Source organism: Paeniglutamicibacter kerguelensis (assembly GCF_017876535.1).
Taxonomy (GTDB): domain Bacteria; phylum Actinomycetota; class Actinomycetes; order Actinomycetales; family Micrococcaceae; genus Paeniglutamicibacter; species Paeniglutamicibacter kerguelensis.
This window is the reverse complement of the sequence record NZ_JAGIOF010000001.1, coordinates 1588228-1612392: the sequence shown is the minus strand read 5'-3', so window position 1 is coordinate 1612392 and position 24165 is coordinate 1588228. Positions and strand designations below refer to the sequence as shown.

General features: G+C 62.3%; 29 protein-coding genes. 8 read left to right on the top strand and 21 right to left on the bottom strand.

Features of this window, described 5'->3' with window-relative positions:
- Positions 1-29: 29 nt before the first annotated feature.
- Together JOF47_RS07325 and arsB are read right to left on the bottom strand one after the other, a co-directional pair.
- Entirely contained in the window at positions 30-449 is a 420-nt protein-coding gene (locus JOF47_RS07325; RefSeq protein ID WP_209996959.1) for an arsenate reductase ArsC, read from the bottom strand.
- On the bottom strand, positions 446-1546 hold the full coding sequence (gene arsB / locus JOF47_RS07320) for an ACR3 family arsenite efflux transporter (protein ID WP_342592729.1): 1101 nt from the start codon (positions 1544-1546) through the stop codon (positions 446-448). Before arsB ends, JOF47_RS07325 begins: the two co-directional genes overlap by 4 nt.
- Positions 1547-1668: 122 nt before the next feature.
- Here arsB and JOF47_RS07315 point away from each other — a divergent pair, with 122 nt between their 5' ends.
- Genes JOF47_RS07315 through JOF47_RS07305 form a run of 3 tightly spaced genes read left to right on the top strand, consistent with a single transcriptional unit; the run spans position 1669 to position 3360 of the window.
- Entirely contained in the window at positions 1669-1869 is a 201-nt protein-coding gene (locus tag JOF47_RS07315) for a hypothetical protein (RefSeq protein WP_209996958.1), read from the top strand.
- A 10-nt stretch (positions 1870-1879) separates the two neighbouring features.
- Entirely contained in the window at positions 1880-2062 is a 183-nt protein-coding gene (locus JOF47_RS07310) for a hypothetical protein (protein ID WP_209996957.1), read from the top strand.
- Positions 2063-2064: 2 nt separating this feature from the next.
- Positions 2065-3360: an MFS transporter gene (locus JOF47_RS07305; protein WP_209996956.1), complete on the top strand. Its 1296-nt coding sequence runs from the start codon at positions 2065-2067 to the stop codon at positions 3358-3360.
- 87 nt (positions 3361-3447) lie between these two features.
- Here the strand turns inward: JOF47_RS07305 and JOF47_RS07300 are convergent, their stop codons facing one another.
- Positions 3448-4113 (bottom strand): DUF4259 domain-containing protein, encoded by a 666-nt coding sequence (locus tag JOF47_RS07300; RefSeq protein ID WP_209996955.1) that lies wholly within the window; start codon positions 4111-4113, stop codon positions 3448-3450.
- 43 nt (positions 4114-4156) lie between these two features.
- On the opposite strand from JOF47_RS07300, the gene JOF47_RS07295 reads away from it, so the two are divergent.
- The 3 genes from JOF47_RS07295 (at position 4157) to JOF47_RS07285 (ending at position 6312) form a co-directional block, all read left to right on the top strand.
- Positions 4157-4594, top strand: a complete 438-nt coding sequence (locus JOF47_RS07295) for a hypothetical protein (protein ID WP_209996954.1) — start codon at positions 4157-4159, stop codon at positions 4592-4594.
- Positions 4595-4702: 108 nt separating this feature from the next.
- Positions 4703-5476: a hypothetical protein gene (locus JOF47_RS07290; RefSeq protein ID WP_209996953.1), complete on the top strand. Its 774-nt coding sequence runs from the start codon at positions 4703-4705 to the stop codon at positions 5474-5476.
- A 173-nt stretch (positions 5477-5649) separates the two neighbouring features.
- A complete protein-coding gene (locus tag JOF47_RS07285; protein WP_209996952.1) occupies positions 5650-6312 on the top strand; it encodes a maleylpyruvate isomerase family mycothiol-dependent enzyme in 663 nt (220 codons plus the stop codon).
- 28 nt (positions 6313-6340) lie between these two features.
- Here JOF47_RS07285 and JOF47_RS07280 read toward each other — a convergent pair whose 3' ends face one another.
- From JOF47_RS07280 to JOF47_RS07260, 5 genes are all read right to left on the bottom strand, one after another.
- Positions 6341-7282: an NAD-dependent epimerase/dehydratase family protein gene (locus JOF47_RS07280; RefSeq protein ID WP_209996951.1), complete on the bottom strand. Its 942-nt coding sequence runs from the start codon at positions 7280-7282 to the stop codon at positions 6341-6343.
- Positions 7283-7760: 478 nt separating this feature from the next.
- Positions 7761-8060, bottom strand: a complete 300-nt coding sequence (locus tag JOF47_RS07275; protein WP_209996950.1) for a hypothetical protein — start codon at positions 8058-8060, stop codon at positions 7761-7763.
- 264 nt (positions 8061-8324) lie between these two features.
- On the bottom strand, positions 8325-8756 hold the full coding sequence (locus JOF47_RS07270) for an NUDIX domain-containing protein (RefSeq protein ID WP_209996949.1): 432 nt from the start codon (positions 8754-8756) through the stop codon (positions 8325-8327).
- A gap of 344 nt (positions 8757-9100) precedes the next feature.
- Positions 9101-9616 carry a hypothetical protein gene (locus tag JOF47_RS07265; protein WP_209996948.1) on the bottom strand — a complete coding sequence of 172 codons (516 nt, stop codon included), beginning with the start codon at positions 9614-9616 and terminating at the stop codon, positions 9101-9103.
- A 237-nt stretch (positions 9617-9853) separates the two neighbouring features.
- Positions 9854-10153 (bottom strand): hypothetical protein, encoded by a 300-nt coding sequence (locus tag JOF47_RS07260; protein WP_209996947.1) that lies wholly within the window; start codon positions 10151-10153, stop codon positions 9854-9856.
- Here JOF47_RS07260 and JOF47_RS07255 point away from each other — a divergent pair.
- Positions 10152-10640, top strand: a complete 489-nt coding sequence (locus tag JOF47_RS07255; protein ID WP_209996946.1) for a GNAT family N-acetyltransferase — start codon at positions 10152-10154, stop codon at positions 10638-10640. The genes JOF47_RS07260 and JOF47_RS07255 overlap by 2 nt on opposite strands.
- 85 nt (positions 10641-10725) lie before the next feature.
- Here the strand turns inward: JOF47_RS07255 and JOF47_RS07250 are convergent, their stop codons facing one another.
- From JOF47_RS07250 to JOF47_RS07200, 11 genes are all read right to left on the bottom strand, one after another.
- Positions 10726-11046 carry an HAD hydrolase-like protein gene (locus tag JOF47_RS07250; protein ID WP_209996945.1) on the bottom strand — a complete coding sequence of 107 codons (321 nt, stop codon included), beginning with the start codon at positions 11044-11046 and terminating at the stop codon, positions 10726-10728.
- A 661-nt stretch (positions 11047-11707) separates the two neighbouring features.
- Complete coding sequence (locus tag JOF47_RS07245) at positions 11708-12322, bottom strand: dihydrofolate reductase family protein (protein WP_209996944.1); 615 nt, start codon at positions 12320-12322, stop codon at positions 11708-11710.
- A gap of 451 nt (positions 12323-12773) precedes the next feature.
- Entirely contained in the window at positions 12774-13100 is a 327-nt protein-coding gene (locus JOF47_RS07240) for a CHY zinc finger protein (RefSeq protein WP_209996943.1), read from the bottom strand.
- Positions 13097-13708: an energy-coupling factor transporter transmembrane component T family protein gene (locus JOF47_RS07235; RefSeq protein WP_209996942.1), complete on the bottom strand. Its 612-nt coding sequence runs from the start codon at positions 13706-13708 to the stop codon at positions 13097-13099. Before JOF47_RS07235 ends, JOF47_RS07240 begins: the two co-directional genes overlap by 4 nt.
- Positions 13702-14394, bottom strand: a complete 693-nt coding sequence (locus tag JOF47_RS07230; RefSeq protein ID WP_209996941.1) for an energy-coupling factor ABC transporter ATP-binding protein — start codon at positions 14392-14394, stop codon at positions 13702-13704. The genes JOF47_RS07235 and JOF47_RS07230 overlap by 7 nt, the downstream gene beginning before the upstream one ends.
- The gene (locus JOF47_RS07225; protein ID WP_210001876.1) at positions 14391-15515 is read right to left on the bottom strand and encodes a thiolase family protein; all 1125 of its coding nucleotides are present in this window, start codon (positions 15513-15515) and stop codon (positions 14391-14393) included. Before JOF47_RS07225 ends, JOF47_RS07230 begins: the two co-directional genes overlap by 4 nt.
- Entirely contained in the window at positions 15505-16590 is a 1086-nt protein-coding gene (locus JOF47_RS07220; RefSeq protein WP_209996940.1) for an AMP-binding protein, read from the bottom strand. The genes JOF47_RS07225 and JOF47_RS07220 overlap by 11 nt, the downstream gene beginning before the upstream one ends.
- Entirely contained in the window at positions 16590-17216 is a 627-nt protein-coding gene (locus JOF47_RS07215; RefSeq protein ID WP_209996939.1) for a biotin transporter BioY, read from the bottom strand. The genes JOF47_RS07220 and JOF47_RS07215 overlap by 1 nt, the downstream gene beginning before the upstream one ends.
- 1002 nt (positions 17217-18218) lie before the next feature.
- Positions 18219-19583, bottom strand: a complete 1365-nt coding sequence (locus tag JOF47_RS07210; RefSeq protein WP_209996938.1) for a lipocalin-like domain-containing protein — start codon at positions 19581-19583, stop codon at positions 18219-18221.
- 1068 nt (positions 19584-20651) lie between these two features.
- Positions 20652-20840, bottom strand: coding sequence for a hypothetical protein (locus JOF47_RS07205; RefSeq protein ID WP_209996937.1), 189 nt, complete (start codon positions 20838-20840; stop codon positions 20652-20654).
- A gap of 115 nt (positions 20841-20955) precedes the next feature.
- Positions 20956-21756 carry a hypothetical protein gene (locus JOF47_RS07200; protein WP_209996936.1) on the bottom strand — a complete coding sequence of 267 codons (801 nt, stop codon included), beginning with the start codon at positions 21754-21756 and terminating at the stop codon, positions 20956-20958.
- A gap of 18 nt (positions 21757-21774) precedes the next feature.
- Between JOF47_RS07200 and JOF47_RS07195 the strand changes: the two genes are divergently transcribed.
- On the top strand, positions 21775-21954 hold the full coding sequence (locus JOF47_RS07195) for a hypothetical protein (protein WP_209996935.1): 180 nt from the start codon (positions 21775-21777) through the stop codon (positions 21952-21954).
- Positions 21955-22450: 496 nt separating this feature from the next.
- Here JOF47_RS07195 and JOF47_RS07190 read toward each other — a convergent pair whose 3' ends face one another.
- Entirely contained in the window at positions 22451-22801 is a 351-nt protein-coding gene (locus JOF47_RS07190) for a helix-turn-helix domain-containing protein (protein ID WP_209996934.1), read from the bottom strand.
- A complete protein-coding gene (locus JOF47_RS07185) occupies positions 22798-23919 on the bottom strand; it encodes a tyrosine-type recombinase/integrase (RefSeq protein WP_209996933.1) in 1122 nt (373 codons plus the stop codon). The genes JOF47_RS07190 and JOF47_RS07185 overlap by 4 nt, the downstream gene beginning before the upstream one ends.
- Between the last annotated feature and the right edge of the window lie 246 nt (positions 23920-24165).

Below are 24165 nucleotides of genomic sequence, written 5' to 3'. Positions count from 1 at the left end.
TCTTCTACTCCTGGGATTCGAAGGGGGTGTTACTTGGTGGCGGGTAGCAGTTCGGAGATGAGGGTCTCGATGCGGGAGCGGATTTCGTCGCGGATCGGGCGCACGGCCTCGACGCCCTGGCCCGCCGGGTCATCGAGCTTCCAGTCCTCGTAGCGCTTGCCCGGGAAGATCGGGCAGGTGTCGCCGCAGCCCATGGTGATCACCACGTCGGATTCCTTGACGGCCTCGGTGGTCAGGATCTTCGGGACCTCGGTGGACATGTCGATGCCCACCTCGTTCATCGCGGCGACGGCGGCGGGGTTCACCGTGTCCGCGGGGGCCGAGCCCGCGGAGCGGACCTCGATCTGCCCGGCCGAGAGGTTGGACAGGAAGGCTGCTGCCATTTGGGAGCGGCCGGCGTTGTGGACGCAGACGAACAGGACGGAGGGCTTGGAAGCGGTGGTGTTCATGCGGAGACCTTCTGGGTGGTGAGGGACGGGGTGGTGGTGAAGAACTTGCGGGACCAGAGTGCGACATAGACCAGCGCCACGAGGACGGGGACCTCGATGAGGGGCCCGACGACGCCGGCCAGGGCCTGGCCGCTGGTGACGCCGAAGGTGGCGATGGCGACCGCGATGGCCAGTTCGAAGTTGTTGCCGGCGGCGGTGAAGGCCAGGGTGGTGGTGCGTGCGTATCCCATGCCCAGCGACCGGCCGATGAGCATGGATGCGCCGAAGACCACGGTGAAGTAGACCAGCAGCGGCAGGGCGATGCGGGCGACGTCCAGCGGCTTGGCGATGATGGCATCGCCCTGCAGGGCGAAAAGCACCACGATGGTGAACAGCAGGCCGTAGAGGGCCCAGGGGCCGATCTTGGGCAGGAACTTGTTTTCATACCAGTCGCGGCCCTTGGCCTTTTCGCCGAGGGTCCGGGTGAGGAAACCCGCGATGAGCGGGATGCCGAGGAACACCAGCACCGAGAGGGTGATGGACCAGACGGAGAATTCGGCGCTGGTGGTCGGCAACCCGAGCCAGCCCGGCAGCACTTGGAGGTAGAACCAGCCCAGCGCGCCGAAGGCGAAGACCTGGAAGACGGAGTTGATGGCGACCAGCACGGCCGCCGCTTCGCGGTCCCCGCAGGCCAGGTCGTTCCAGATGAAGACCATGGCGATGCAGCGGGCAAGCCCGACGATGATCAGCCCGGTGCGGTATTCGGGCAGGTCCGCCAGGAAGACCCAGGCCAGCACGAACATGAACGCCGGCGCGAGCACCCAGTTGATCACCAGGGAGGTGATCATGAGTTTCTTGTCGCCGATGACGCGTCGGGTTTCGTTGTAGCGGACCTTGGCCAGCACCGGGTACATCATCACCAGCAGGCCCAGGGCGATGGGGAGGGAGACGCCGGCGACCTTGAGGGAATCCAGGGCCTGGCCGAGTCCCGGAATGAGTCGCCCGAGTCCGAGCCCGAGGGCCATGGCCGCCAGGATCCAGACGGCCAGGTAGCGGTCAAGGGTGGATAGCTTGGCGGTGATGTGCCCAGTGTCTTCGGGTACGACGGTAAGTGTCACTTCAAGTTCACTCCAGATTCAATTTCAATACATCGACGAACATCGATGCATTGAGTATTCTTGCATATATCGACAATTGTCAATCTCCCGTCGGGGAGTGCAAAGAAGACGAGGGAAGACGCATGTCTACTCCAGTTGCCCAGGAAACCAGTGACCAATCCGCAGAGATTTCCGCCAATGAAACGGACGCTTCGTGCTGCGTCCCGTCAAGCAGTCCGGAATCCCCGATTGTCACTGACGCCGAGGCGTTGGCACTTCGTTTCAAGGCGCTGACCGAAGAGAACATGCGGATCACCGGACTCGTCGTTCCCCACCCGTTTTGAAAGGCCTCCCGTGAGCTCCGGCAAGACCAAATCGATCCTCAACGTCATCATTCGCTGCGGCCCCGCCGGATACACCGCCTCGGGCACCATTGGCGCCCAGGGTTGCACGTCCAAGATTTCCCTTCGCGGCGTCTTCGCCGCAGGCGAAGGCACCGCGGCGAAGACGGTCAGCAACGCCGCCCAGCCGGTTTAACCGTGGCACTCAACCAACGATTCACGACCAAGCGCTGCTACGTCATCACCGGCATGGGAATAGGGCAGGTCCTATCCTGGGGATCGACCTTTTACCTGCTAGCGGCGCTGGCCGGCCCCATCGCCACAGATACCGGATGGCACAGCTCCCTGATCGTGGCTGGCGTATCGGTGGGGCTCGCCATTGCAGGTCTCGGCTCACCTCGAGTAGGCCGGCTCGTGGCCGGCAACCACGGGCGCACCGTCCTGATTGCCAGTGCACTGTTACTCGCATTGGGCCTGGCCATGATCGGCTTGGCCCCCAACCAGTGGTGGTACCTTGGCGCGTGGGTGATCCTCGGATCGGGCATGAGTGGCGGCCTCTACAGCGGGGCGTTCGCGGTGCTGGGGCACACTTATGGTTCCTCGGCGCGCTCGGCCATCACCCTTCTGACGCTGTTTGGAGGGTTCGCCAGCACCATCTGCTGGCCGCTAAGCACCTTTTTGGTGAACGAGGTCGGGTGGCGGGGGACGGCCCTCGTCTATGCGGGGGCGCACCTGGTGATCACTGCCCCCCTTTATGCGCTCACGGTTCCGCGACAACCATGTGCGCCAGCGCCCGGTGGCGGATCCGGAGGTACCGACCCTGCGGCATCTGGAGTCTCGGGCCCCAGATGGTTGTTGATCGTCTTGGTCGCGACCATCTCCGCCCTGAGCACCTCCATTGCCGCGTTGATGTCGGTCCACATGTTCTCTATGCTTGCGGGCATCGGCATCGCCAGCACGACCGCCGTCGTTCTCGCTGCAGCCATCGGCCCCTCCCAAGTGGGTGCCCGGTTCATTGAATTGTTCATCGGGCGAAAGCGCCACCCATTGTGGACGCTGCTGACCGCGACTTTGGCCATGGCAGTGTCCATCGGTTTCCTTGGCATGGGGATTTTGGCGCCGGCGATCCTCGTCGTTGTCTACGGGGTCGGGATCGGGTTGAGTTCCATCACCAACGGGACCGTACCATTGGCGCTTTTCGGCCACAAACAATACGCGCGAATTATGGGCCACATCGCCTTGCCGTCCTTGCTCGCCCAAGCGGCAGCCCCGATCGTAGGTTCGGTGCTCATCCAGAACCTGGGGCACAGAAATACCTTGATAGCACTGGGACTTTTTGCGTTCCTGGCCTTCGTGCTTACGATTTGCCTGATGTTTCTTCACCACGGCAAACGAAAGAATCAAGGACATTTGGTCCAGCGAAAACCGTCCCACCCGGCGTTCCCGTCATCCGAGGAAGTGGTCCCCGTGCCGCCAATGGGATTGGGCTTGTAGGTTACCTCGAGTTCTGGATCTTGGGTCTACGATAATTGGCGTTTAAAACCACAAGTCTCCCGAAGGAGTCGAACCAAAGTCTTTTGCTCATGAGAAACGTGCGCGCCAGCGCGAGATTTCAACCGTAAACTCGGCAGATTGCCCCGATTCGGCCCACAATTCAGCCAGTTCATTTCCTTCCGCATTCTTCATGCGGTCTAGCACGCTCGCGGCTTTCGCCGTCAAATGTTCAGGCAAGGGTTCGGTCGTTCGTGGCCAAGGCTGCGGCGCATAGTCTGCATCGTTTTCAAGCATCGCCGGTTCATTCCAGGCAACAACAAGTGCAGCTGCCGCCAACCCCGCTGCGCCGTCGGTTGCTTCCACTTCTGGATCCGAGCGAAGGACCGTGTCCAGTGCGTTTTCGATGACCGTCGCAACCTCGGCAGTGGTGTTGGCGTCATCGAACTCGTACGAAAAATCCGCGGCGTCATCGTTGCAAAATACCGATACATCCCATGCGCCCATCTGTGGTGCTCCTAAGTCGAGTCCTCGGCCGACGATCAGCGGCTTGGATGAGATTCTTGCATATTCATTTGGGTAGGCCAACGGTGGCCAGTGAGCCCCAAACGAGAAGCCACAATTCCCGCGGAACTCACCTTTGAAAGGAACCTTTTCCAGACAGCATTCTTTCGCGCCTTCGATCCAGTGAAGTCGATCGTTTAATGTCGGCTCCTTTGCGGCACAGGATCTTTCACGTTTCAAGGATTCGTTCATTCGGTAGAGTTATCCAAACGCGACTTGCCAACTTGGAGAAACTGTGAAAATCAATAGGCTCATCAACGCAGCTCCACTAGCAGTTGTCTCACTGGCGTTACTGCTCACGTCGTGCACGCCCGCGAATCCTGGTGGTGCATCTGGTGTGGCCGCCCAGCCGGTTGCAGCCAACCAGAGCCCGGTTTTTGCCGCCAAGGTGACGTCCGACCTGAAACCCTTCATTGAAGCCGGGCAAACATGGGCGCTTCAGACTCGGGGAGAAACGCTATTCGCGGGCAACAAGGCTGTTTCCGTGGAAGGCCAGGACAAGTCGGCCAACATCAAGGTCACGGTGTTCAATCTCGACGACGGCTCGACCGTCGGCGAAGGCACTGTCGGACGCATCGCCAAGGCTGGCGAGCCGGAGAATGATTACCCGATCACCCAAGGCATCATCCGGCATGAGGGCAAAGACTTCTTGGCAGTGACCCAGATGGGTTAGGCGAGCGACAAGGCCCCTGCTCCGGAGGATGTATCCGATGCCAAAGTCTCGTTCATCGAACTCGACAACCCCGCAAAAGTCATTGACTTTGAGCAAAAGAAGACCAGTGTGGGGTTCGATGATGATGATCCAACCGCCAACAGGAGCATCGGTCAGATGGTGCCGCTTTGGGGCGACACTGACAACGATGGTGAACCGGAAACATACTTTGCCACGCCTGCCGGCATTACTGAGGCCAAAAGGCTCCCTGAGGATTGGATAGGCCCCCTGAATGTTATTGCCCTGAGCAAGGGCGAGCCGGTCGTACAGGGCCAGGAAGGTAGCGGAGAACACGAGCTAAAGGTGCCCGGTGGTTGGGACGTGGTCAGGACCATTGACCATCTTGAAAAGTACCCGCTCGGCGACATGGAAGTCCTGGCCGTCAACGGCAACTACATCTCCTTTGACTACTACTTTGCCTCGCTGAAGCCCCACCACGGCAGCTACCTGGTGGATCTGGAAACCCGCAAGATCACCCAAACACGCCGCGAAGACAACAAAGAAGAAGGGTTCACAATCAAGGGCGTCCGGAACTCGGTCGACGGGGATTTCCTGATCATGAAGGATTCCGCATACAACAAGCGGACCGGGAAGCTCGTGGACTTCGAGGGGAGCAAGGGTACAGAACGGGTTTTGCTCGGTGTCTCCAACCAAGATGGCACCCGTGCCTACGGGACCATGGGCGACGATCAAGCCAAAGTCTTGGTGGATCTGACCACCAAGAGAATCCAGAAGGTCGAAGCGGACGGCGAAGGAAGCAGCGAGCTCCCGGCATGGATCACCCCCGACAACACCGTCGTGTTCAATGACAGCGGCATTCTCTTCGGGGTGCGCACCAGATAGCCGAGTACACGCCGGTTTCCAGGTTCTCCCGCGTATCGCGGCGGAAGGCTCTGTCAAAACAAGTTCATTCCCAATGCCAGCTGCGCCCGGCAGATGATTTGTGTTGCCTGAAAGTGTCCACAAGAGCGTCGTAGGATTGGAGCCACCGTATCGGAATAGGGGAAACAGGCGTTATGGCAAAATCTTCGGAAGACAGTTTTTGGACTCTCATGCATGCCGAGCGGGCTGCACTGGCGGAGGACTTGTCGGGCCTCAGCTTGGAGCAGTGGCATCACGAGACGCTATGTGGGCAATGGGATGTCGAGCAAGTCGTTGCGCATCTCACTGCCGCGGCGAGCCTGAACCAGTGGCAGTGGCTGCGCAGCATGCTCGGCGCGCGATTCCGTCCGGATGTGCACAACCAGCGCCGGCTCCAGGATCATCTCGGAAACACTTCGGCCGAGACCCTGGAGCGGTTTCGAGCCGTCATCAACAGCAGCATCGCGCCGTCCTCCCACACCCCGGCCTATCTGGGGGAGATTGTCGTGCACGCCCAAGACATTCGCCACCCGCTGGGGCTTTCCCGCACTCCAAGCGTTGAGGCGTTGACTCCCGTCGCGGAGTTCTACGCGCACCGTAACTTTGCGGTTGCCAGTCGCACCCAAGCTGCCGGCCTCCAGCTGAGGGCCGACGACGGAATTTTCACAGCGGGTGAGGGACCGCTGGTTTCTGGGCCGACTCTTGCCTTGGTGATGACGATGGCCGGACGCGTTCCGTACCTTCAGCACCTCCAAGGTCCCGGCGTGCCTATTCTTCGGTCACGCCTCGAAAACACCGTACTTGAACCACCTAGGTGACTGGATAGCGGATCTTATTGGGCAACCGTTACCGCTCGGATATCCGGGACAACACCCATCGGACTTCTTCGGCGAGGAGCTCGATGCCGCTCCCGACAGGTTGGTATCCAAGCTCGATTGCGGAAGTTATGTCCAAAGTCATTGGTGTTTGCCACGGGTGACGTCCCCGTTCGGACCCACCAGGGACACGTTCGATCCGTCCGCTCCATGAGAGTTCGGCGGCGATGGTGCCCACGATTTCCTCGGCAGTGGGGGCGTCGGGATCTGCGGTGTTGAGTATGCGGCGGCCGGGACGATTCGCGACGGTCTCGATCAGGGCTGAGGCATTCGACGCCGCCGTGAGGTGGTCGATCGTCTGGGCATTTGCGAGCTCGATTCTCGTATCACCTCGGAGCATCGACTCGACAACGCCAGTGGTGCGCGCGTTGCGTGCCCACCTGCCGTGGACCTTCGAGGGCCTGATCACCGTGACCGGGAGCCCTGAATTGAGCGCCGCATTCTCGGCGGCGACCTTGCAAGGGGCATAACCTTCCCGGGTGAAGGGATCCACGTGGTCCGCGGCAGGTGGCAGAGTGGGTGCTAATTCGTTGACCGGTCCGGTGAACTGCAGTGGCTCGTCGCCGTTGATGTGCCGGCCGGAATCATCGACGTAAACGGCTCGGCTCGACACCAAGACCAGGCTACCCATCGAGGCCATCGCCGGAAGGAGCGCCCGAACATCCGGAGCCGAGTAGGCCACAAGATCGACCATCAGGTCCGCGCCGTTCCCCGCAAGACGTTCCACGCCTCGGGTGTCATTACGTTCAATTTGATGAAAACGCACGCCGGACTCGGACAACTCAATCGGCATTCGGGACGGATCGCGACCAGTCACGTCCACATCCCATCCCGACTTGGCAAGCAGCTCCGCTGTCGCACCGCCGATGGCCCCGGTTCCACCCAAAATAATCGCACGCACTTCATCCTCCAATTCACCGGTCGACTTTGCACTCTACGGGGTCCACGAACCGGTCAATGACTACTTCGTTCGTAGATGCCCAGGCGTCAACATTGGGGCGCAGACGTAGACGTCGTTCCTTTTGGCGATGGCAGCGAGGACCGTCAGCATGAACTCACCCTCGGGACGTTACTCTCAATATTTCCGTGGTGCGTGTTCTGGCCCGTGTATTCGTACGGTTGTGAACGCGTGCCTATAAGTTCCTGCCCTGCTTGAGCCGCGGCGCCCAGTTCTTCGTGACGAAGAATCTTACCGGTCACGTTCTGGCTCAGCTCACACTTCCGGGCAAGCTCGGATCGCATTGCTCCCGCATTGAACCGATTGCGGTTTTCAACTGTCTGAAGGGCTGTGAAGTTGTAGGCTCCATGAATTTTCCCAAGTTGGCTGGCAACTGCACGCTGCGCTGAAGCCCCGGGGGAGTACTGGCGTCCTAATCACGCAGATTTCTAGCCTAGTCAATGCCCGTATCCAACACAGTGGGCTTCACTGGGTTGCCTTTGCCGTGGCGGGAATGTGCTCGCCCATATGCGCTGCGTGAGTTCTGTTTCCACCACCACTCGTCAGCGTTAGCGGCGATCCTGCGCAGATGGTCTCTACTGAGCGGACTAAACCCCATCGCGATCAGTTCTTGGTGAATATCCTCGGCTGCACCATAGGCCATGTTCTTCCACTGCTGACGGTTGCGCACACCGTGACGGTGGTCCTTGCACCACGCGCTGAGCTTGCCAAACAGCTCTGCTCCTGTATCCATGACTAATTCTCCTTACCGCCCGGGAGATCCGAGCTGGAGCATTCCGCTATTCCTTCCTGTATGGCCTCATGTGGGGTTTCAAACTGATCTTTTAGGCTTGATCCCATCATAATGAGCGAGGACCGCCTGCGTTGCCCCGCATCGGGTGTTCCATTTGGTTTTCATGGAAGGTTCCGTATCGGATGGGCTTGTCCGGGACTCTCTTCGGGCCAAGAGGAAGCTGTCGATGGTCGAAGGAACTTGGCCTTGTCCGCAGGAAGCGGTCTAAGCGAACCCGAATTCGGGGAACAGATGCAGCGATTCACGGACGAGGGGAGTGAACTCTTCCGTGGAGTGACGGCTTCTGTCGAATAGTTCAACAGAACTTACGTCCTCAAAAGCGCCAAGGTGCTTGACGCGTCCTATTACGTTCACTGACTTTATGAGCCCACTGTGCGTGAGATCAATTGCGGCTCCGTTGCTGGAACGGTCGACACGAATGGCGAAGCGTTCTTGCCGATGGATTGAATCCAGCAACACACCGCATTCCTCTTCCAACTCGCGCGCCAGCGTCTGATTTTCGGTTTCGTTGATTTCGGGTGACCCTCCAGGCAGATCAAGGAGGCCGGAGTAGGGCCCACGCGACTTACGAATCAGGACAAATTGATCATCCTGTTTCCAAAGGCCGTACACGCCGAAATGAGTGATTGCATTCATCAGGCTTCATCCTTGCATGCCGCATTCAATATCGGCGACGAAGCCTGGGCTGTCCGGCCCCGATATTGAATCTATGAAGGATTGGCGGGCCCTCTCGCTGCTCGGGATCGTACCGATTGCTCACGGACAAAGCGATTGCTGTTGCCGACGATTCACATTCGGGACAGCCTGCAGGAGCCTCCCGGATAGTCCCGCCCCTCAATCTCGGTGTCGCCATGGGTCCCTTTCTGACGCTCTGATGGGTGAAGGCGGAACAACCAGATAGGGGAGTGCGGGACGTACCAGTTGAGTGAGATCCACGGTCAAGCGCTGCCATTGTCCAATCGCCCGGGCCAGCAGGTGGATCAATGGCTCAGTTCCGGATGGGTCCTCGGCGCATTGGGCTTCTCCGACGGAGAAAAGAGTGCAATGAACGCGACAATTGTGGCCGGCAGGAAGAACCAGCCGATGCTTAGGGAACCCAGGACGGCGAAGATGCTCAGAGCAATGGCGGCCGCGATCGATGCGTATCTCTGTGGGCGCCCCCTGAGAAGGAGAGGTAACCCGGTCAGGGAGACAGAGACCAGCAGCGGCAATAAGACCCCCGGTCCTATGGTCTCGAGCAGGGTCGAAGTCCTGACCTGCTCTGGCCCGTCGTTTGACTGTGAAACCTCGCTATATCCAGGGACCAGCAGTAGGAACAGGGCGGCAGCGATCGCGAACGCGAAGGCCGCAACCTGGAGAACATACTTGCGTTGATGATGGCGTTTCAATTGGCCTCCGGCGACATTCGTTGAATCCAGAAAAGCACGCTTCAAGGCTGTCAACCAGTCTTCCGCTGCATCACGGTCCTCGGCCCGCCGCAGGTGGCCCGCCATCACCAGGCCAGGTTTTGGACACCGTCCTAAATGTTGGTTCCACGCCGCCCAGACATTGAGTGAAGAGGACTCACGACACTAATTGGTTCGGCAGCGCGGACGGCCACGAGCGTTCGTTGTCGCACCGCTTCGGCGAGCACTCTCGCAGCACCGAGTGCCATGCTCCGCAGCCGTTTGCACGCGAGAATATTGCGGCAATAGAGCCGTCTTCATGGCGGCTGGAACCCGCAACGGGAAGCATCACCGGGCGGTGTGCGATCTTTGCGCGGGTTGAAAGTAATTGGTCAGGAACTCGGCCAGAATGCCGGCCATGATCAAGGCGATCGCGTGCAGTAACCACTGGGGGCCAGTGAACTCGCGAATGTCGGTTTTGCCGAGGGTCAACAGGAGGACGGCGAAGGGACCATAAACGATCGACAGGACGAACCCAAAATAGCCCGAAAGAGGAGTGCGTGAGGTCCCACAAGGTAAACCTGCCCCGACACTTTTCGACCTTGCATGTCCGTCGATGCCCCCGCATGCGTGCAAGGATGAATCCATGACCTCGGAAACCTTCACTTTGTCCGGCCAAAACTTCTATCTGCGCAGAGCCGTTGAAGCGGACGTCGCCCACATTGTTGAACTTATGGTCAACGACGTGCTGCGGAAGGCCGAAAACTCGGCTGCGGCCGAGGACCGCACCCCCTACCTTGACGCCTTCCATGCCATCGACTCGGATCCGGCGCAATTGTTGGTTGTCGTGGCCGACAACGCGGAAACTGTTGTGGCCACCATGCAGTTGACCGTCATTCCCGGCCTTGCTCGCATGGGTGCGACACGCCTGCTGGTGGAGGCAGTCCGGGTCGATGAGAGATTGCGGGGCAATGGCTTGGGAACGGTGATGATGGAGTGGGCCATCGCGGAAGGTCGGCGGCGAGGTGCTTCATTAGTTCAGTTGACGAGCGATAATACCCGTGAAGATGCGCATCGATTCTACGAGCGGCTGGGTTTCGCACCTTCTCACGTGGGGTTCAAGCTGTTCCTCTAGCCTTACCCACTCATGGTGAACAAGTGGACCGTCTGACCTCAATCGAACTAGCCAGGTTCCAAGGCAGGGAAGGTCGTTGATCCAGCTAGAGGCCAAGGATGCCGACCAGCACTGCCTCCGAATCACACAAGTCAGGCAGAACGATGGTTACCCCGGCGGCTGCTAGTTCGGCCACACTATAGCTGCCATTCGCGATTCCAATTGGAGTCGCCCCGGCGGCGAGCGCCGCTTCAACATCCAATGGCGTATCGCCGATCAGGACGACGTCCTTGCCTTCGAATGCATGACCGTACTTGGCCATGGCCGCGGCCACAGCGGTCTGAACCAAATCTGCACGTACCGTATGGTGATCGCCGAACGCCGCTACATCGAGATCGAGAAGTCCCGCGGCGCCGATGCAGTCCACTTTGATCTGGCCGATTCATTACAGGTTTCCGGAGAGTACCGATTGCAGAATTGTTCCCTCGGCGCTGAGGGTTTCCAACGCTTTAAGCGCCCCCGGCAAGGCACAACCACCGTGTTCCGCAAATATGTCGCGTCGCTCCTCGGCCAGGGAAGCTGCGAGGTCTTGCAGCTTCCCTGGCAGTTCTCTTGTCCCGGCGCACCTTGCCTGATGAAGTCGCCAAGTATTGCGCGGTCTGTACGCCCTGCGAACGGAATGCTGTCGGGAGCGTCCGTTGAGAAGAGCTGCTTGAACGCTGACTCCATGGCCGCCCGGCCAAAACACGCGGGATGAAGCAACGTATGGTCCAAGTCCCACAGGACCAGCTTGCCAAATTTATTGCTCGGTGCGGGTTGCTCAATCAACGGCTTCGACTCCATTCGTTCGCGAACACATGTCCAACGAAGCTACCAACGCATCGGAGCAGGAAACTCGAGCAGTCGCCTATGTTTCTACCGCTCGTCCCAAATGAATCAATGCAAGCCAGCCACATAACCAAGAATAGCCATGACCATCGGGGGAGTCCTGACCGGGACATCCGAACAGTCTTTTCACATGCGAAACCAATGTGCAAACGCTCTTGAACGGGGGAGTAGCGGGGCCGTCGGCAAGTCCGAGAATGTCGCTAAAGCTGGCTGATATCGACGCCTGTGACCGGATCGCCGGCACGCTCATACGAAAGTAGGATGGCGCCGCTCGGAAATGCCCTTGGCGGCTGCGCAAACCGGAACGCCGCGGGCACGCCGGCTCCATCATTGAACAACCGCTTTCCCGATCCGAGCGTGAGCGGGTAGAGGAAGAAATTCAACCGGTCGGCGAGGCCGGCCTTGAGCAGCGACCGCGTGAGGTCGCCGCTGCCGATGACGTGGATGTCGTTGAACCGGTCCTTCAACGCGGCCACCTCCGCAACATCCGACAGCGCCGTGGTGCCCCGCCATGCCGGGTCGGACAGTGAGCGCGACACGACGAACTTCGGCAGGGCGTTGAACTTCACTGCGATGGGATCGTCGTCGCCCTGGACGGGCCAGTACGACGCGAAGATGTCGTAGGTCTTGCGTCCGAGCAACAGAGCGTCCATGTGGTCGATGCCGGCGCCGATCGCTTCGCCGGACTCGTTGTCGAAATATGCCCCCTGCCAGCCGCCGAATTCGAAGCCGCCCTCGCGGTCCTCATCGGGGCCGCCCGGCGCCTGGTAGACGCCGTCCAAGGTCATGAAGAGGTCGACGGAGAGGATTCCCATGGTGTGCTCCTTCGTGTGATCGGCGACCTGTCGCCGCCGCTACTCGTGCGTTGACGAGCTGGCTCTGATGGACTTCACTGCGTTTCACAGTAGCCACCAGCGCACGGCAGGTCGAGAGTCAGCGGACCCGGATGCGATCGGCGCTGCGACGTCAGTGCGGTTGGACCAGGCGATCCGGGCCTGGTCATCCACCGTCCCGTCTCACCTGAGCTGAGCCAAACCCCTTGAATCCAGCTTTCAGTTGGCTCCACAACGTTGTCGCCCCTTCAGCCAGTCAAGGGTGTCGCTCGAGTGAACCGCGCCAACGGAACGTTTTGGATACGTCGGCACGGAGCGCCACCTGCTGTACCGGTTGATGCGAAACGCCAACGGCATTCAACGGGGGAATGAAGAATGGGGCATGTCTGCAGTGCGAGGTACCCGGATCGACAGCAGATCCTGCATCAGGGCTTCAATCCTGAAAGTAGAGCTCCGTGTGCAGCTTGCATCCCGGGTTGAACGCCGCAGCGCAACTCGGGCAGGAGTCGATATCTAGATATTCGGCGATCGCCAAGAGGTGCCCGCATACCCCGCAGAGCACGGCCGGCTCGTCGCGGGAATCGACAGGCCATTGCGCCGCAACGTGGTCGGCGGCCTCTTCGTGGCAGAGATGGCACGGGTAGAACTGGCGGCAGCACGCGAACTTGATCGCGATCACGTCGAGCGGGGTTCGATAGTGGAAGCAGCGCGTCTGGCCATCGACGACGGGACCGAGCACGTTCGGCCGGCCGGGGTTCATCGCACGCCCCTGGCGGTAAGCGCATCGCCGAGCTCGTCCGCGTGTTTGAGCGCCACGATGAGGAACGGGACGACGAAGGTGCGCGGGTTGTTCCGTGCCCCACGCGCCCGCTGCGCATCGCGAACCTCGTTCGCCCGGCGGCCGAGCACCGGGATGGTGCTGATCGTCACCGTGAGCAGCAACGCGATCCGCTGCGGGTCAAGGCCCAGCCGCTCCAGGGGGCGCAGCCCGCGCTCGATGGCGTCCAGCAGCGCGGTCACTCGCGTGGTGAGCGCCAGCAGTGCGGCGAGCACTATGGCGGCCGTGACCCGGGCGGCGTTGGCGACCGCGGGCTCCGGGCCCATGAAGACCAGCTGGCTGACGACGGTGATCACGATGACCCAGCGGACCGCGAAGACCTGGCGGCCCAGTTCCCGGATCCCGCACAGTCCCGGGCCGAGGCCGGCCACCGCGTAGCCCAGGACGGCCACCGCAGCGGCGGCGGCCGCCGACCACCAGTGCGATGGCAGCAGCGACACGGCGAGCACCACGAACAGGATCATCAGCAGCTTCGGTCCGGCGGGCATGCGATGCAGCCAGCCGTACCCCGGACGGTAGAGCGTCAGCATCGCAACACCGCCTCGTACCTGGCGATGATCGCATCCGGTTCCCCGACTGCCACCATGCGTCCGCCGGCGAAAAGCACGGCCTGTTCGCAACGCGCGGCCAGCCCGAGGTCGTGGGTGACGAGCACCAGTCGGTGCCCATTGTCCTCGAACAGGTGGTCGGCGACCCTCCTGGCGTTGCGCGCGTCCAGGTAGGCGGTCGGCTCGTCCGCGATCACCAGCTCCGGGCTGCGCACGAAAGCGCCGCACAGCGCGAGCATCTGTTTCTGGCCGCCGGAGAGGTCGTGGGACGGGCGCTCGGCCAGTTCGGTGATGCCGAACCGTTCCATCGCCGCGGCCACCCGTTCCTCGAGCTCGGCCGGGCGGAGCCGGTCGGCGCGCAGCGAGAAGGCGACGTCCTCGGCGACCGTTGGCATGATGATCTGCGCGTCCGGGTTGCTGAACACGATGGCGATGCGGCGGCGCAACTCGGCGGCCCGGCTGGCCGGGTCGATCCCCAGGATGCTCAGCTCGCCCGAGGTCCTGGCAATGAGTCCGCCGATCAACCGGGCGAACGTGGATTTGCCCGAACCGTTCTCCCCGATGACGGCCACGGTGCGCGCGTCGAGATCGAGGGAGAGATCCTGCAGCACGTCCGTATCACCGAGGCGCACCCCGACGTTGTTGAGGTGGATTCCGTTCGAGCTCATCGGACAACCTCCAGCACTGCGGCGATTCCCATGCCGCCGCCGATCGACGCGGCGGCAAGACCGCGGGTCCCTGCCGGCGCGCCCGCGCGCACGAGGCGGCTGAAGAGGCGCACCACGGCGATCGCACCGCTGGCACCCCAAGGGTGGCCCAGCGCCAGCGCGCCGCCGTCGGCGGACAGCCGCGGGTCGTCGTCCGCGATCCCGAGCCGGTCGAGCACGGCGAGGCTTTGCGCGGCGAACGCCTCCACGATCTCCAGCGCCGCGATGTCCGCAAGGTCCAATCCGGCCGAGCGCAGGGCCGCCTGGATTGCACCGGCGGCCCCGATGCCCGGGAGCGCCGGATCGCAGCCGAGAACGGCGGACGCCCGGATCGCGAGCCCGGGAGCGGTCCCGGCCGGGGCAAGCACCAGGGCGGCGGCACCGTCCCCGATGCGCGTGGCGGTGCCCGCGGTGAGCGAGCCTCCGGGAAAGAGTGCGGGCAGCCGGGGGAGCAGTCGCTCCGCGCCGCCGACCGCGTCGTCATGTTGGAGCCCTGCCAGCGGGACCAGCTCGGCATCGAACCGGCCGGCGGACCGTGCCGCCCGTGCGCGGGCGTGGCTGCGGGCGGCATGGGCGTCCTGGCGGGCACGCGAAATGCCATCGTGCACGGCGAGATCCTCGGCGGCCCGGGTCATTTCCGGGTCGCTGAAGCCCGCCGGGGCGAACGGTGCCCGGTCATAGGCAATGCCGTCCACCGAACGCACCGGCGCCGTGGAGGCGCTCTCCACGCCGCCGGCGACGCGCATGCGATCGTCACCGGCGCGGAATGCGGCCGCGGCATCGAGCACGGCCGCCAAGCCGCTCCCGCATTGCCGATCCACCGTCACGCCGGGAACCTCGTGGCCGAGCCCGGCCGCCAGCGCGGCGATGCGGCCCGGGTTTCCTCCGGGACCCATGCAGTTCCCGAGCAGCACATCGGCCACGGTGACAGGGGCGCCGTTCGCGGCTGCGGCGTCGGCCAGGGCTGCCCGGATCACGGGCGCCGCCAGCTCCTCGACACGCAATTGTGCCAGGGCACGGCCCCGCGTGCCGATCGGGCTGCGCCGGGCTGCGATGATCACTGGATCGCGGTCAGACTGCAAGGGACTGCACCTCCCCGGACTGGACCAAACGCACGGCTTCGGCCCGCGCGGGCTTGCCCGACGCGGTCCGCGGGATCTCGCCGGCGAACCAGCGTCGCGGTCGATGCGCAGGAGCCAACTGGGCTGCGGCAAGCGGTCGGACATCAACCGGCGCATCGTCATCCAACTCCAACAACGCGGAAACCAGGGCGCCGATTGGTCCGCTCGGCAGCCCGAACACGATCGCGTCGCGGACGCCGGGAATCGAGCGCAGCACGGCCTCGACCTCCTCGGGAACGATGGTCGCCGAAGCGCTCAGGATCGCGTCGTCGGCCCGTCCCAGCAGTCGCAGGCGGCCGTCGACAAGTTCCGCACGGTCGCCGACCGTCGCCCACTCGCCGTCCCGGCGCAGCGGACCGGGGGCGCCGGCATAGCCGGACGCGATGAAGGTGGAGCGCACCCACAGCTCGCCATCCCGGATCTCCAGGTCGACCCCGGGGAACGGCCGCAAGCCGTCGCCTTCGTCGCAGGCCACGAAGGACAGCTCGGCGGCACCGTAGTAGGCGGTCACGCGGATGCCGGCGGCCTCGGCACGCCGGCGCAGCGCCGGATCCAGGTGGGACCCGCCGATCAATGCAGCGCGCAACCGCGGTGGAGCGCCCGCGTCGAGTACGGCCCGAAGAGCCTGCGGGGTGCCGTGCAAGGCATCGGCATCAGGGGTGACCCGCAGCATCGGGCGCGGCCCGCCCGAAAGCGAGTGGGCCAGCGAAAATAAGGTGAGCGAGGAAGCCGGCGGGGCGGGCAGTGCCACGTTTTCCCCGTGCCCGGCGTCCAGGAACCTGCTGACGGCGGCAAACGAGTCGTCCCAGGATTCGGCGCTGCGCAACACGATCCGCGGCGCGCCGCTGCTGCCGGAGGTGAGGGTCGCCCAGGCGGTTCCGTCGGGAAGCTCCGCCTTCGTGGCGGCCTCGACCATGGCGCCCCAGTGCGCCGTCGACCACCGGGGATCACCGACAAGGGGGACGTCACCCGCCTCGCGGATCTGCTGGAGATGCTCGAGCAGGCCGGGCTCCCCACCGCTGACCGGAATGATCACTAGACCCGCTCCATGACCGGGGCCGTCTTCGAGGCCCACACGCGGCGGAAGGCGCGCGGATATGCCCGGACCAACGTCATCACGATGATCGTCGCGGTCACGACCTTGATCAGGTCGCCAGGTACGAATGCGAGACTCATCAACACCGTCTCGCCGAGCGGCAGGCGCGTCACCATGCTCTGCACGGGGATCCCGACGGCGTAGATCACCAGGATGCCGCCGGTGAGCACGCCGACGGCCGTCCGCCACAGCACCGGCTTGCGCCCTCCCGCATGCACAATCAAGCCGATGACAAACGCAGCGACGATCCAGCCAAGGAGGTAGCCCGCCGAAGGCCCGAAGAACACGCCGATGCCACCGCGGCCGCCTGCGAGGAGGGGCAGGCCAATCGCGACCAGCGCCATCAGCACGGTCATCGAGAGGGCGCCAAGCCATGGTCCGAGAATGGCGCCAGCGAGCATCACGCCGAGCGTCTGGACGGTGATCGGGACGCCGCCGGCGACGGTGAATCCGCCCGGCAGGCCGAGCACGGCGACAATGGCCGCGAATACGGCGACCCGTGCGAGGCTTGTGGCGTCGAGCCGCCGACTGCCGGTACGGTTTGAGAGGGTACGAGGATTGGTCATTGGAGATTTCCTTGTTACGTTTCAATCCTGAACGGCATCTACTTGAACACCGTCCAATTGAACAGCGTTCAGGTGGACGATGCTTACTATAGTGATGCCATGGCGAAAGCCACAACAATCGCGGTAACACTTTGACGCCGCAACCCTGCTCGTTGCTCGATGAACACGGGCCAGCCGACCCTCCGACGCGCACTCTCGCTGCCAATCCGCGTGATTCGTTACTCGCTTGGCAAACCTGGCCCGAACCGTCAATATTCGACGACATCCTTGCAATGTCGCAGCAGAAGGGACGCTTCTTACTGAAATGCCAGTGCAATTTTGTGGCCGGCGGGTGGGGGAGTGCTACTACACTTTGCGAAATTGGAGAAGACTCCCTGGTGATGCACCGTGATGCGCTCATCGAGCCAAACGCCAACGGACATCACTGAGCCGCCGCTGGACCTTGCAAAGCAATTGCGAGTCACGCCTTGAACGTAAGCCAAGGGCGGTCATGTCACCACGGCAGCCAGGCAGGTCCCTGCAGCCCATCCGCAATCAGAGCTTCAGATTTGTCGCCCATGAATTGAAGTTCAGATGCAGAAGCTGCTCGCGCTCGAAAACCAACACAGACGCAACACTGCTTCATCGCATTCCACCAAAGATCCCGGATAGCCGCGCTTCCCAAAGCGTCTTCGACGGCGGACCGCCCGACAGGCAACCTCGCGCACAGCCAGCTGCCCGTGCGCGCTCCACCTGCAACGGCAATGACGCGCGCACGCTTCACCGTTGACGGATGTCCCATCCCATCTAAGCTGAACCACGAAAAGCACGGAATCCGTATTTTGGTCCGGCTGTGGTGAGACAAACTTGCTGCTGTTGTCTCACCACAGCCGGACCAAAACTTCGAATCCGTCCGGAAACAGCTCCAAGGCCGCATAATGCACGTACGGGGCTCCGGGTGATCCCCGCTTGGCGTCCCGGGGCGCGGCAAGGACGCCGCGACGAGCCGGGCCGCCGCAGTCGCTACCCGGGAACTGCCGCCTGGTACTGGGTGATCTGGTTGCCCTGCTCCGGGAAAGCGTGGCCGACAACCGGCCCGTCGACCGAGCCCGTGTGGACCCACATCGCGGCTTCGACAAAGCTATACGGAGTGGTCCCATAGGGCGGGTAGCCCCAGGGCATCTCGTAGTTGTCGAAGACGTTGGTGAGGTACCAGGTCCCGAAGGCGCTGGTCAGCTGCACCTGGGTGGCGATGTTGCGCCCGCTCACCGGTGACTTCCAGGTCTTCAACGCTTTCCACTCCGCGTTGTTCCCCACGTGGAAGGCAAGGCCGCCGCCCGGTGTGTCATTGGGCGTCCCGAACGAGTTGCGGCCGATCTCCAGGATCGGTTGGAGGGGAGCCGATCCGTTGGGCGCGCCGTACCACTGGCGCCAGGTGAAGACGTTGCCGTCGTCGAATGTCAGCGCCCCCCAGGTATACGCAGTCGTCCACGGCTCCTGCCCGGAGTTGTAGTTCCCCCACTGGTGCTCAAACCAGGTGGTGCCGGTGAGATGGCGGGTCTTGCCGCCGATGGTGACGGTGCCCTTACTCTTCGATATCGGGCCTGTGTAGTAGTAGGACAGTGAGTACAGGGTGGTGGGATCCAGCTTCTGCCCGTTCCAGGGGATGTTCTGATTCTCAAAGCCGGCAAGCCCGACCGGCATGTAGCCGTACGGCGACTGGGGCGTGTTCACCATGTCCATGGCGATGGCCGGGTTCCCGTTGCTTGCGGCAACACCCGTGAAGCTGAAGCGCCACGTGTCAGGCTCGGCACGGTACACCGTCGTGAATTCCAGGTTCTCGCCCGTGGCGTTGTACTGGAAGTCGTGCGGCGAGGTCGAGCCCCGCGGCCGTGTCGCCTGCAATGAGCCAACGGCAGTCAGCTGGTGCGACCAGACCAACTCCTGCTTGGCGAAGTCCCCGAACGAGAAGCTGACGCCTTGCTCCCACAGCGAGGGCCCCCCGGGAGCACTCGGGTTGTTCGTGATGTTGTAAAAAACGCCGAACTCTTCCCCGGTCTCGTCATCGGTGAAGAAGCCGGTCCAGTAATGCCACTCCTGCACCTGGCCGGTGTCGAAGATTCCGCCCGTGTGCCATTTGTGGTCCTGCGGCAAGAGGTACAGGGCATAGCCGGTGACTTCCTGGAGCGCGCCGGCCTGGCCTTCGGAGGCGGCGCGTGCCGGATGAGCGACACCGGCCCCCAACAGGCCCGCCGTGGCGGCCATGGCCAGGCCCGAACCCAAGACCAAACGACGGTTGATTTCTGTTCCTGACGCGCCAGCGATGTCCGCACGTTCACCATCGCCCTCGGTCACCGGGCGATGGTTCCGCCCTTTGCTCTCATACATGTCTATGCCTCCTAGTGGAAAAACCCACTCTGGCCTTCGGAGTCCGCGGTCGACTAATCGCGGGTCCGTCGCGGGTCCGCGGCACTGGTTGGCCGATCCGGACTCCGCGCATCAGGCGCTCTCACACGGGAGAATGCGGCCCCGGGCAACCGGTTCGGGCATTTCTCGCGAAACTTGGTGCGGCCACTGAAGGGTGGCCGCCGGTCACCATTGCGTACCGGCTTGCGATGGCGGTCAACGTCGGGATGAACACTGCGTGGATCCAGGCCTCAATCCCGCCTGGTGCGGCCGGGGCAGGCACGGCCGCGTTCGCAACCGCCACGTCAAGGCTTGCCCCTCCAGCATCAATCCAGTGACACTTGCGGCGGCGTGCGGGCCGGTGCTTCGCGATTCACGTTGACATCGGCTTCTCCACACTTCCACATGGCAACCTCCCGAGAAACCGTCAACTCAAATTATGCTCCGGTCCACCTCACCCGGCGTCATCTCGGACGGATGATATTTCGGGCAAGACCCGCAAATCCCGCATCGGCCGACACAGCACGGATCAGGCGTCTCCGACCCGGGAGCCCGTCAGCTCGGTGCGTGCTTTGGATGCCGAATGCCGAATGCCGAATGCCGAATGCCGAAGACATTTTGCGGGAACCGGCAGCAATGGTCCGACTGTAGTGAGTCAGATTAGCCGGAAAGTCCATCTGCAATGAGACAGATCTTGCTATTGGTCCATGTGCAGTGAGATTGGTCCGCTTTAGATGAGACAGGACAACCGGGGTCGGTGCAGAGGCTACTGGGGAGGGCCCTTCAAACCGTCACTGGATAACAGGCTTATCGTCCTTGGGACTATTCGACAGTTTCCGCCCCTTAGGAATCCATCACTGAGCCATTGAATGCAGGAAATCTACCCTTGCCCCGGGCGGGCTCGCCGATTCCCTCGCCGTCCCATCTCAGCGAAGTTGGACTGCATATCTGGAATATCGTTGTTTGGCGTGACCCGAGCCTAGTGAGCCTGGACCAGTTGTCTCGCCATTGCCTACGACGTTCGGGTAGGGGAGAGGGCAGGAAGTCGTTCTATTCTGTTTCCAGAATCAACCTGCCATCCGGCTTGTGGATGAGATCCCAACGATGGTCTGTCGCCGGCCGCGCGTTACCTCTGCTCGGTGCCTGTTGCGCCCAACCGAGTGCCGTTTCCAGCCAGGTCTGCTGCAGTTGCTGGCCGATTTCGTAGCGCAGCTCAGAGGGATCAGCTAGGACCACCATCGCCAAATGGTTGGTGTCAGGACCTCGTCCGACCAGATACGTTGCCCGGCGCTCTTTCTCGCTTCGTCTCGCGAGAGGGGCGGGCAGTGAAACGACGGTGTGGCCGGGGTTTGCATCACGTAATTTCGGGCCCAAATTCTCCGCGGGTTGGCATCGTTGCGGGGTAGCTGCCCATTTGCATGCCCGCATGCGCCGCGTGCTTGGTCATCGTCATGCTGGTGTAGCCGAGCAATGCGGAGAGACTTGCCGGGTCAAGTTCCTTGGACAGGTCGAACAGGGTGGTGTTTCGCGTGGCGAGCGGCTGGAGATCGAAGATCTTGAGTCGATTCCATAGAGCGTTCCCGCTGATGTGCTGGCCTGCCATGGTGGACGGGAACAGCCAGGGTGATTCCTTGTTCATGGATCTGCTGTTTGCGCCGTGGCGCAGGTGATCTGTGAAGAGGGGGATCAGTGGTTCTGGGATTGTGGCTGGCTGGCTGCCAAGGGCGATGGTCATGCCGTTGGCGTCGGCGTGGATCTGGTTGCTCTGCAGTGAGGCGAGCTTGCCGATGGGTGTGCCATAGAGCAGGAAGATGATCGCAGCGATTCGGGTTCCCAGGTAGACCTCGTCGGCTTCTATGACTGTGCGGATGGCGTTGAGCCTGCTCGTCGTGCTGGACATTGGTGAGGCCACGGCCTGGCGGGCCTTGGCCTTGAGTGCGCGCCCTTTCCCGGTGAGCTTCCGTTGCTGGAGCAAGTTGCGAATGTGTTTGCGGGTAGAGGGCCCTTCGGACCAGTAGAGGTCAATGTGTTCCTGGCGAATCTTGTCGATGTGTAGGCCGTGTTCGGTATCGAGCCAGACCATGAATTTGCCGGCCTCGGTGATTTCCTGCTTGGCGGAACGCGTGGCGTAATCCATGTTTGTCTGCGGTGGCATCGTTCTAAGCCGACGCAGGTGGTGCCACCGACCGAAAACTTCCAGGGGCTGGTGGATCCGCGGGCGGTCTTCGAAGCTGCCGAGTCGCGTGTCCAGCCACGCTTCAAACCTGAAAAGCCGAATATCGCCACGGCCGGGCAGGATGTGGTGATGCACGAGCATTTCGCGCAGATGTTCCACGGAGTGTGCCGGCGGTAGCGCGTCGAATGACTCGTGGCTGAGCTCGAGCGTACGGGCCCCGATCGAATTCAAAAGTGCCTGTGCCTCGGGTAGACGCATCCAGGTGATGATGCTGCGGGGCCGGTCGGTGCTGGCCAGTTCGCGAATGAGGCGGTGGAGCCGGAGGTCGGGCGGTTCATTGGGTTTGAGGATGCCGGTGAGGTCTTCGGTGACGATGCAGGCGGCGCAATGGCCGCCTCGGCGCCGTTCTGCCTCGCGACCGCATTTGCTGCAGGTGAGGTTTGTCGTAATGCCGGCGCAGTCACGGCAGATCTCTTCCCCGATAGGCGAGCGGCCGGGCAGGAGCCTAAATTCGCGGCAATGCGCGCAGGCTCCTGACGCGTTGACCGCGGAAGAGAAGCACGCGCCGCAGACAGCCCCGTCCGGCCAGTGGACGCGAATCCTGGCAACCAGGTTCCTGCATCGGTCGCAACGGTGCGTGCCGCTACTTCTGGGGCGGCCGCGGCCGCGAAGTTCATTCATCGTCATTCCCGGGCCGCTTAATGCGGGCGCGAATCGGCCGATAGGCCTCCGCGAGGGGAACCTCCGAGGCGCTTCCCACGGCCTTTTTCGGCCGCAGGGCCCGGGTGTCCGTTGCGCTATAGGTAACTAGTTCATTGACTTCGACCCGGAAGATGTCCGCGAGTGCGACAAGGACCTTGAAGGCGATCCGTTCGGGTTCTTGGGCCACCAGGCGATAGATCTGTGATTCCGAGAGCGTGATGCCCCGTTCCCGAAGCGGTTCAACGAGGTCGCGACTGTTGCGCATCCCGCTCCGTGCCATCAGTTCGCGAACACGCCACTGGTAGTCGACCTGGCGTCTCATGGGGATTCCTTCCGGTCGGGGTCTGGGAGGAGGGCGCCGCTGCGGACGAGGGTGCCGGTCAGGACCCTGGTCAGTTCGCGGGCGCGGTAGTCCGGTGAGGCAATTGTGTAGATCGAGGTGGTCGATGCGTGCTCGTGGCCAAGCTGCAGCTGGACGAAGCTCACGTCGTAGCCAGAGTCGATTTGGAGGTTCGTGGCGTAGGAACGGCGGAATGAATGGATGTCGAGACCGGGCGCGAACCCGAGCTCCCCTATGAGCGCGTGGAAGCGGCGGCGCAGGTAGGCCTGGTCAAGCTGTCTTCCCGTATTGGTAGGGAACAGGGGAGTGGATCGGTGGAGCCCAAACCGGGGGCGGCCTACCCGTTCCCAATGGTCCAACATCTCGGATGCCCAGTCGAAGACGGTCAGCACGGTCCGTTGCTTCGGGGCGGAGCCCTTCATGGCCTTGCCTTGTCGAACGCGAAGCACGCCCCATTCACCGAAGGATGGGGCGCGAACGTTGCGGGAGAAATCGGCGAGAATCAGGTGGCGGGCCTCGTTGTGGCGCAATCCCCAGGCATAGATCGTTTTGAACATCACCGCATCCCGCCAGGCTGCCAGCGCTCCCTTGCGCCCCGAATTGAGGATCCGCTCGGGTTCCAGGTCTGCCAGGTCGAAGAAATCCTGCAACTCCTGCATGCTGAACGGCCGCTTGGAGGCCTCGCCGGTTTCCTGGGCATGAGTAGCTCGGTTGAGTTCGCTCAGGACCTGGGAGAACACCGTTCCGAACAACTGACCGCACCGAGCATTCCAGTCATAGGCGGAGTCTCCGGCAAAATCGAGAAACAGCTTTACATCGGCCTGGTAGGCGCGGACCGTGTTGTGGGAAAGGTTCTGGACGCCTCGGAGGTGTGAAAAGAAATCATCCGCATCGCCGGGAAGCCATTCCCAGGGGGCCTTCCCAACAAATGATGTCATCCGAAGCACCGAACGCGACCGCCGCCGAATCGTGCCCAAGCCAAGGTTCTGGGCCAGCTGTTGGCGCTTCCAGCCCTCCAACGCTTCACTCAAGAACTCGTCTGGATCTGGCGGCGAAGCCTTGGCGGGAAGCCAGAGCAGCCGGCCCATTTCTTCGCTCACGGCGCGGTCTCCATGAATGCAAATATTGCAGACGGAATGCAAGAACTGCAATGGGTCGGTCGGAAATAGCTGGTCAAGCAATGTTCTGGGGGCCGAGCAAACTCGCGGCACCACCGGATCGACATGGTTGCCGGTGATCTGGCAACCGCCAAGTCAACAAGCCTATTGCGACGCCGTTGTCAGACGTATCAGAAGGGGATTATCTGCACGTTTTGCGGATAGTCCTTCTATTACCTGACATAATGT

What these genes read in the sequence shown, in the direction of transcription:
- JOF47_RS07325 (WP_209996959.1), bottom strand. Translation starts at nt 449, where the DNA reads ATGAACACCACCGCTTCCAAGCCCTCCGTCCTGTTCGTCTGCGTCCAC.
- JOF47_RS07315 (WP_209996958.1), top strand. Translation starts at nt 1,669, where the DNA reads ATGTCTACTCCAGTTGCCCAGGAAACCAGTGACCAATCCGCAGAGATT.
- JOF47_RS07300 (WP_209996955.1), bottom strand. Translation starts at nt 4,113, where the DNA reads ATGAACGAATCCTTGAAACGTGAAAGATCCTGTGCCGCAAAGGAGCCG.
- JOF47_RS07285 (WP_209996952.1), top strand. Translation starts at nt 5,650, where the DNA reads ATGGCAAAATCTTCGGAAGACAGTTTTTGGACTCTCATGCATGCCGAG.
- JOF47_RS07275 (WP_209996950.1), bottom strand. Translation starts at nt 8,060, where the DNA reads ATGGATACAGGAGCAGAGCTGTTTGGCAAGCTCAGCGCGTGGTGCAAG.
- JOF47_RS07270 (WP_209996949.1), bottom strand. Translation starts at nt 8,756, where the DNA reads ATGAATGCAATCACTCATTTCGGCGTGTACGGCCTTTGGAAACAGGAT.
- JOF47_RS07255 (WP_209996946.1), top strand. Translation starts at nt 10,152, where the DNA reads ATGACCTCGGAAACCTTCACTTTGTCCGGCCAAAACTTCTATCTGCGC.
- JOF47_RS07260 (WP_209996947.1), bottom strand. Translation starts at nt 10,153, where the DNA reads ATGGATTCATCCTTGCACGCATGCGGGGGCATCGACGGACATGCAAGG.
- JOF47_RS07245 (WP_209996944.1), bottom strand. Translation starts at nt 12,322, where the DNA reads ATGGGAATCCTCTCCGTCGACCTCTTCATGACCTTGGACGGCGTCTAC.
- JOF47_RS07240 (WP_209996943.1), bottom strand. Translation starts at nt 13,100, where the DNA reads ATGAACCCCGGCCGGCCGAACGTGCTCGGTCCCGTCGTCGATGGCCAG.
- JOF47_RS07235 (WP_209996942.1), bottom strand. Translation starts at nt 13,708, where the DNA reads ATGCTGACGCTCTACCGTCCGGGGTACGGCTGGCTGCATCGCATGCCC.
- JOF47_RS07230 (WP_209996941.1), bottom strand. Translation starts at nt 14,394, where the DNA reads ATGAGCTCGAACGGAATCCACCTCAACAACGTCGGGGTGCGCCTCGGT.
- JOF47_RS07215 (WP_209996939.1), bottom strand. Translation starts at nt 17,216, where the DNA reads ATGACCAATCCTCGTACCCTCTCAAACCGTACCGGCAGTCGGCGGCTC.
- JOF47_RS07210 (WP_209996938.1), bottom strand. Translation starts at nt 19,583, where the DNA reads ATGTATGAGAGCAAAGGGCGGAACCATCGCCCGGTGACCGAGGGCGAT.
- JOF47_RS07205 (WP_209996937.1), bottom strand. Translation starts at nt 20,840, where the DNA reads ATGGTGGTCCTAGCTGATCCCTCTGAGCTGCGCTACGAAATCGGCCAG.
- JOF47_RS07200 (WP_209996936.1), bottom strand. Translation starts at nt 21,756, where the DNA reads ATGCCACCGCAGACAAACATGGATTACGCCACGCGTTCCGCCAAGCAG.
- JOF47_RS07190 (WP_209996934.1), bottom strand. Translation starts at nt 22,801, where the DNA reads ATGAGACGCCAGGTCGACTACCAGTGGCGTGTTCGCGAACTGATGGCA.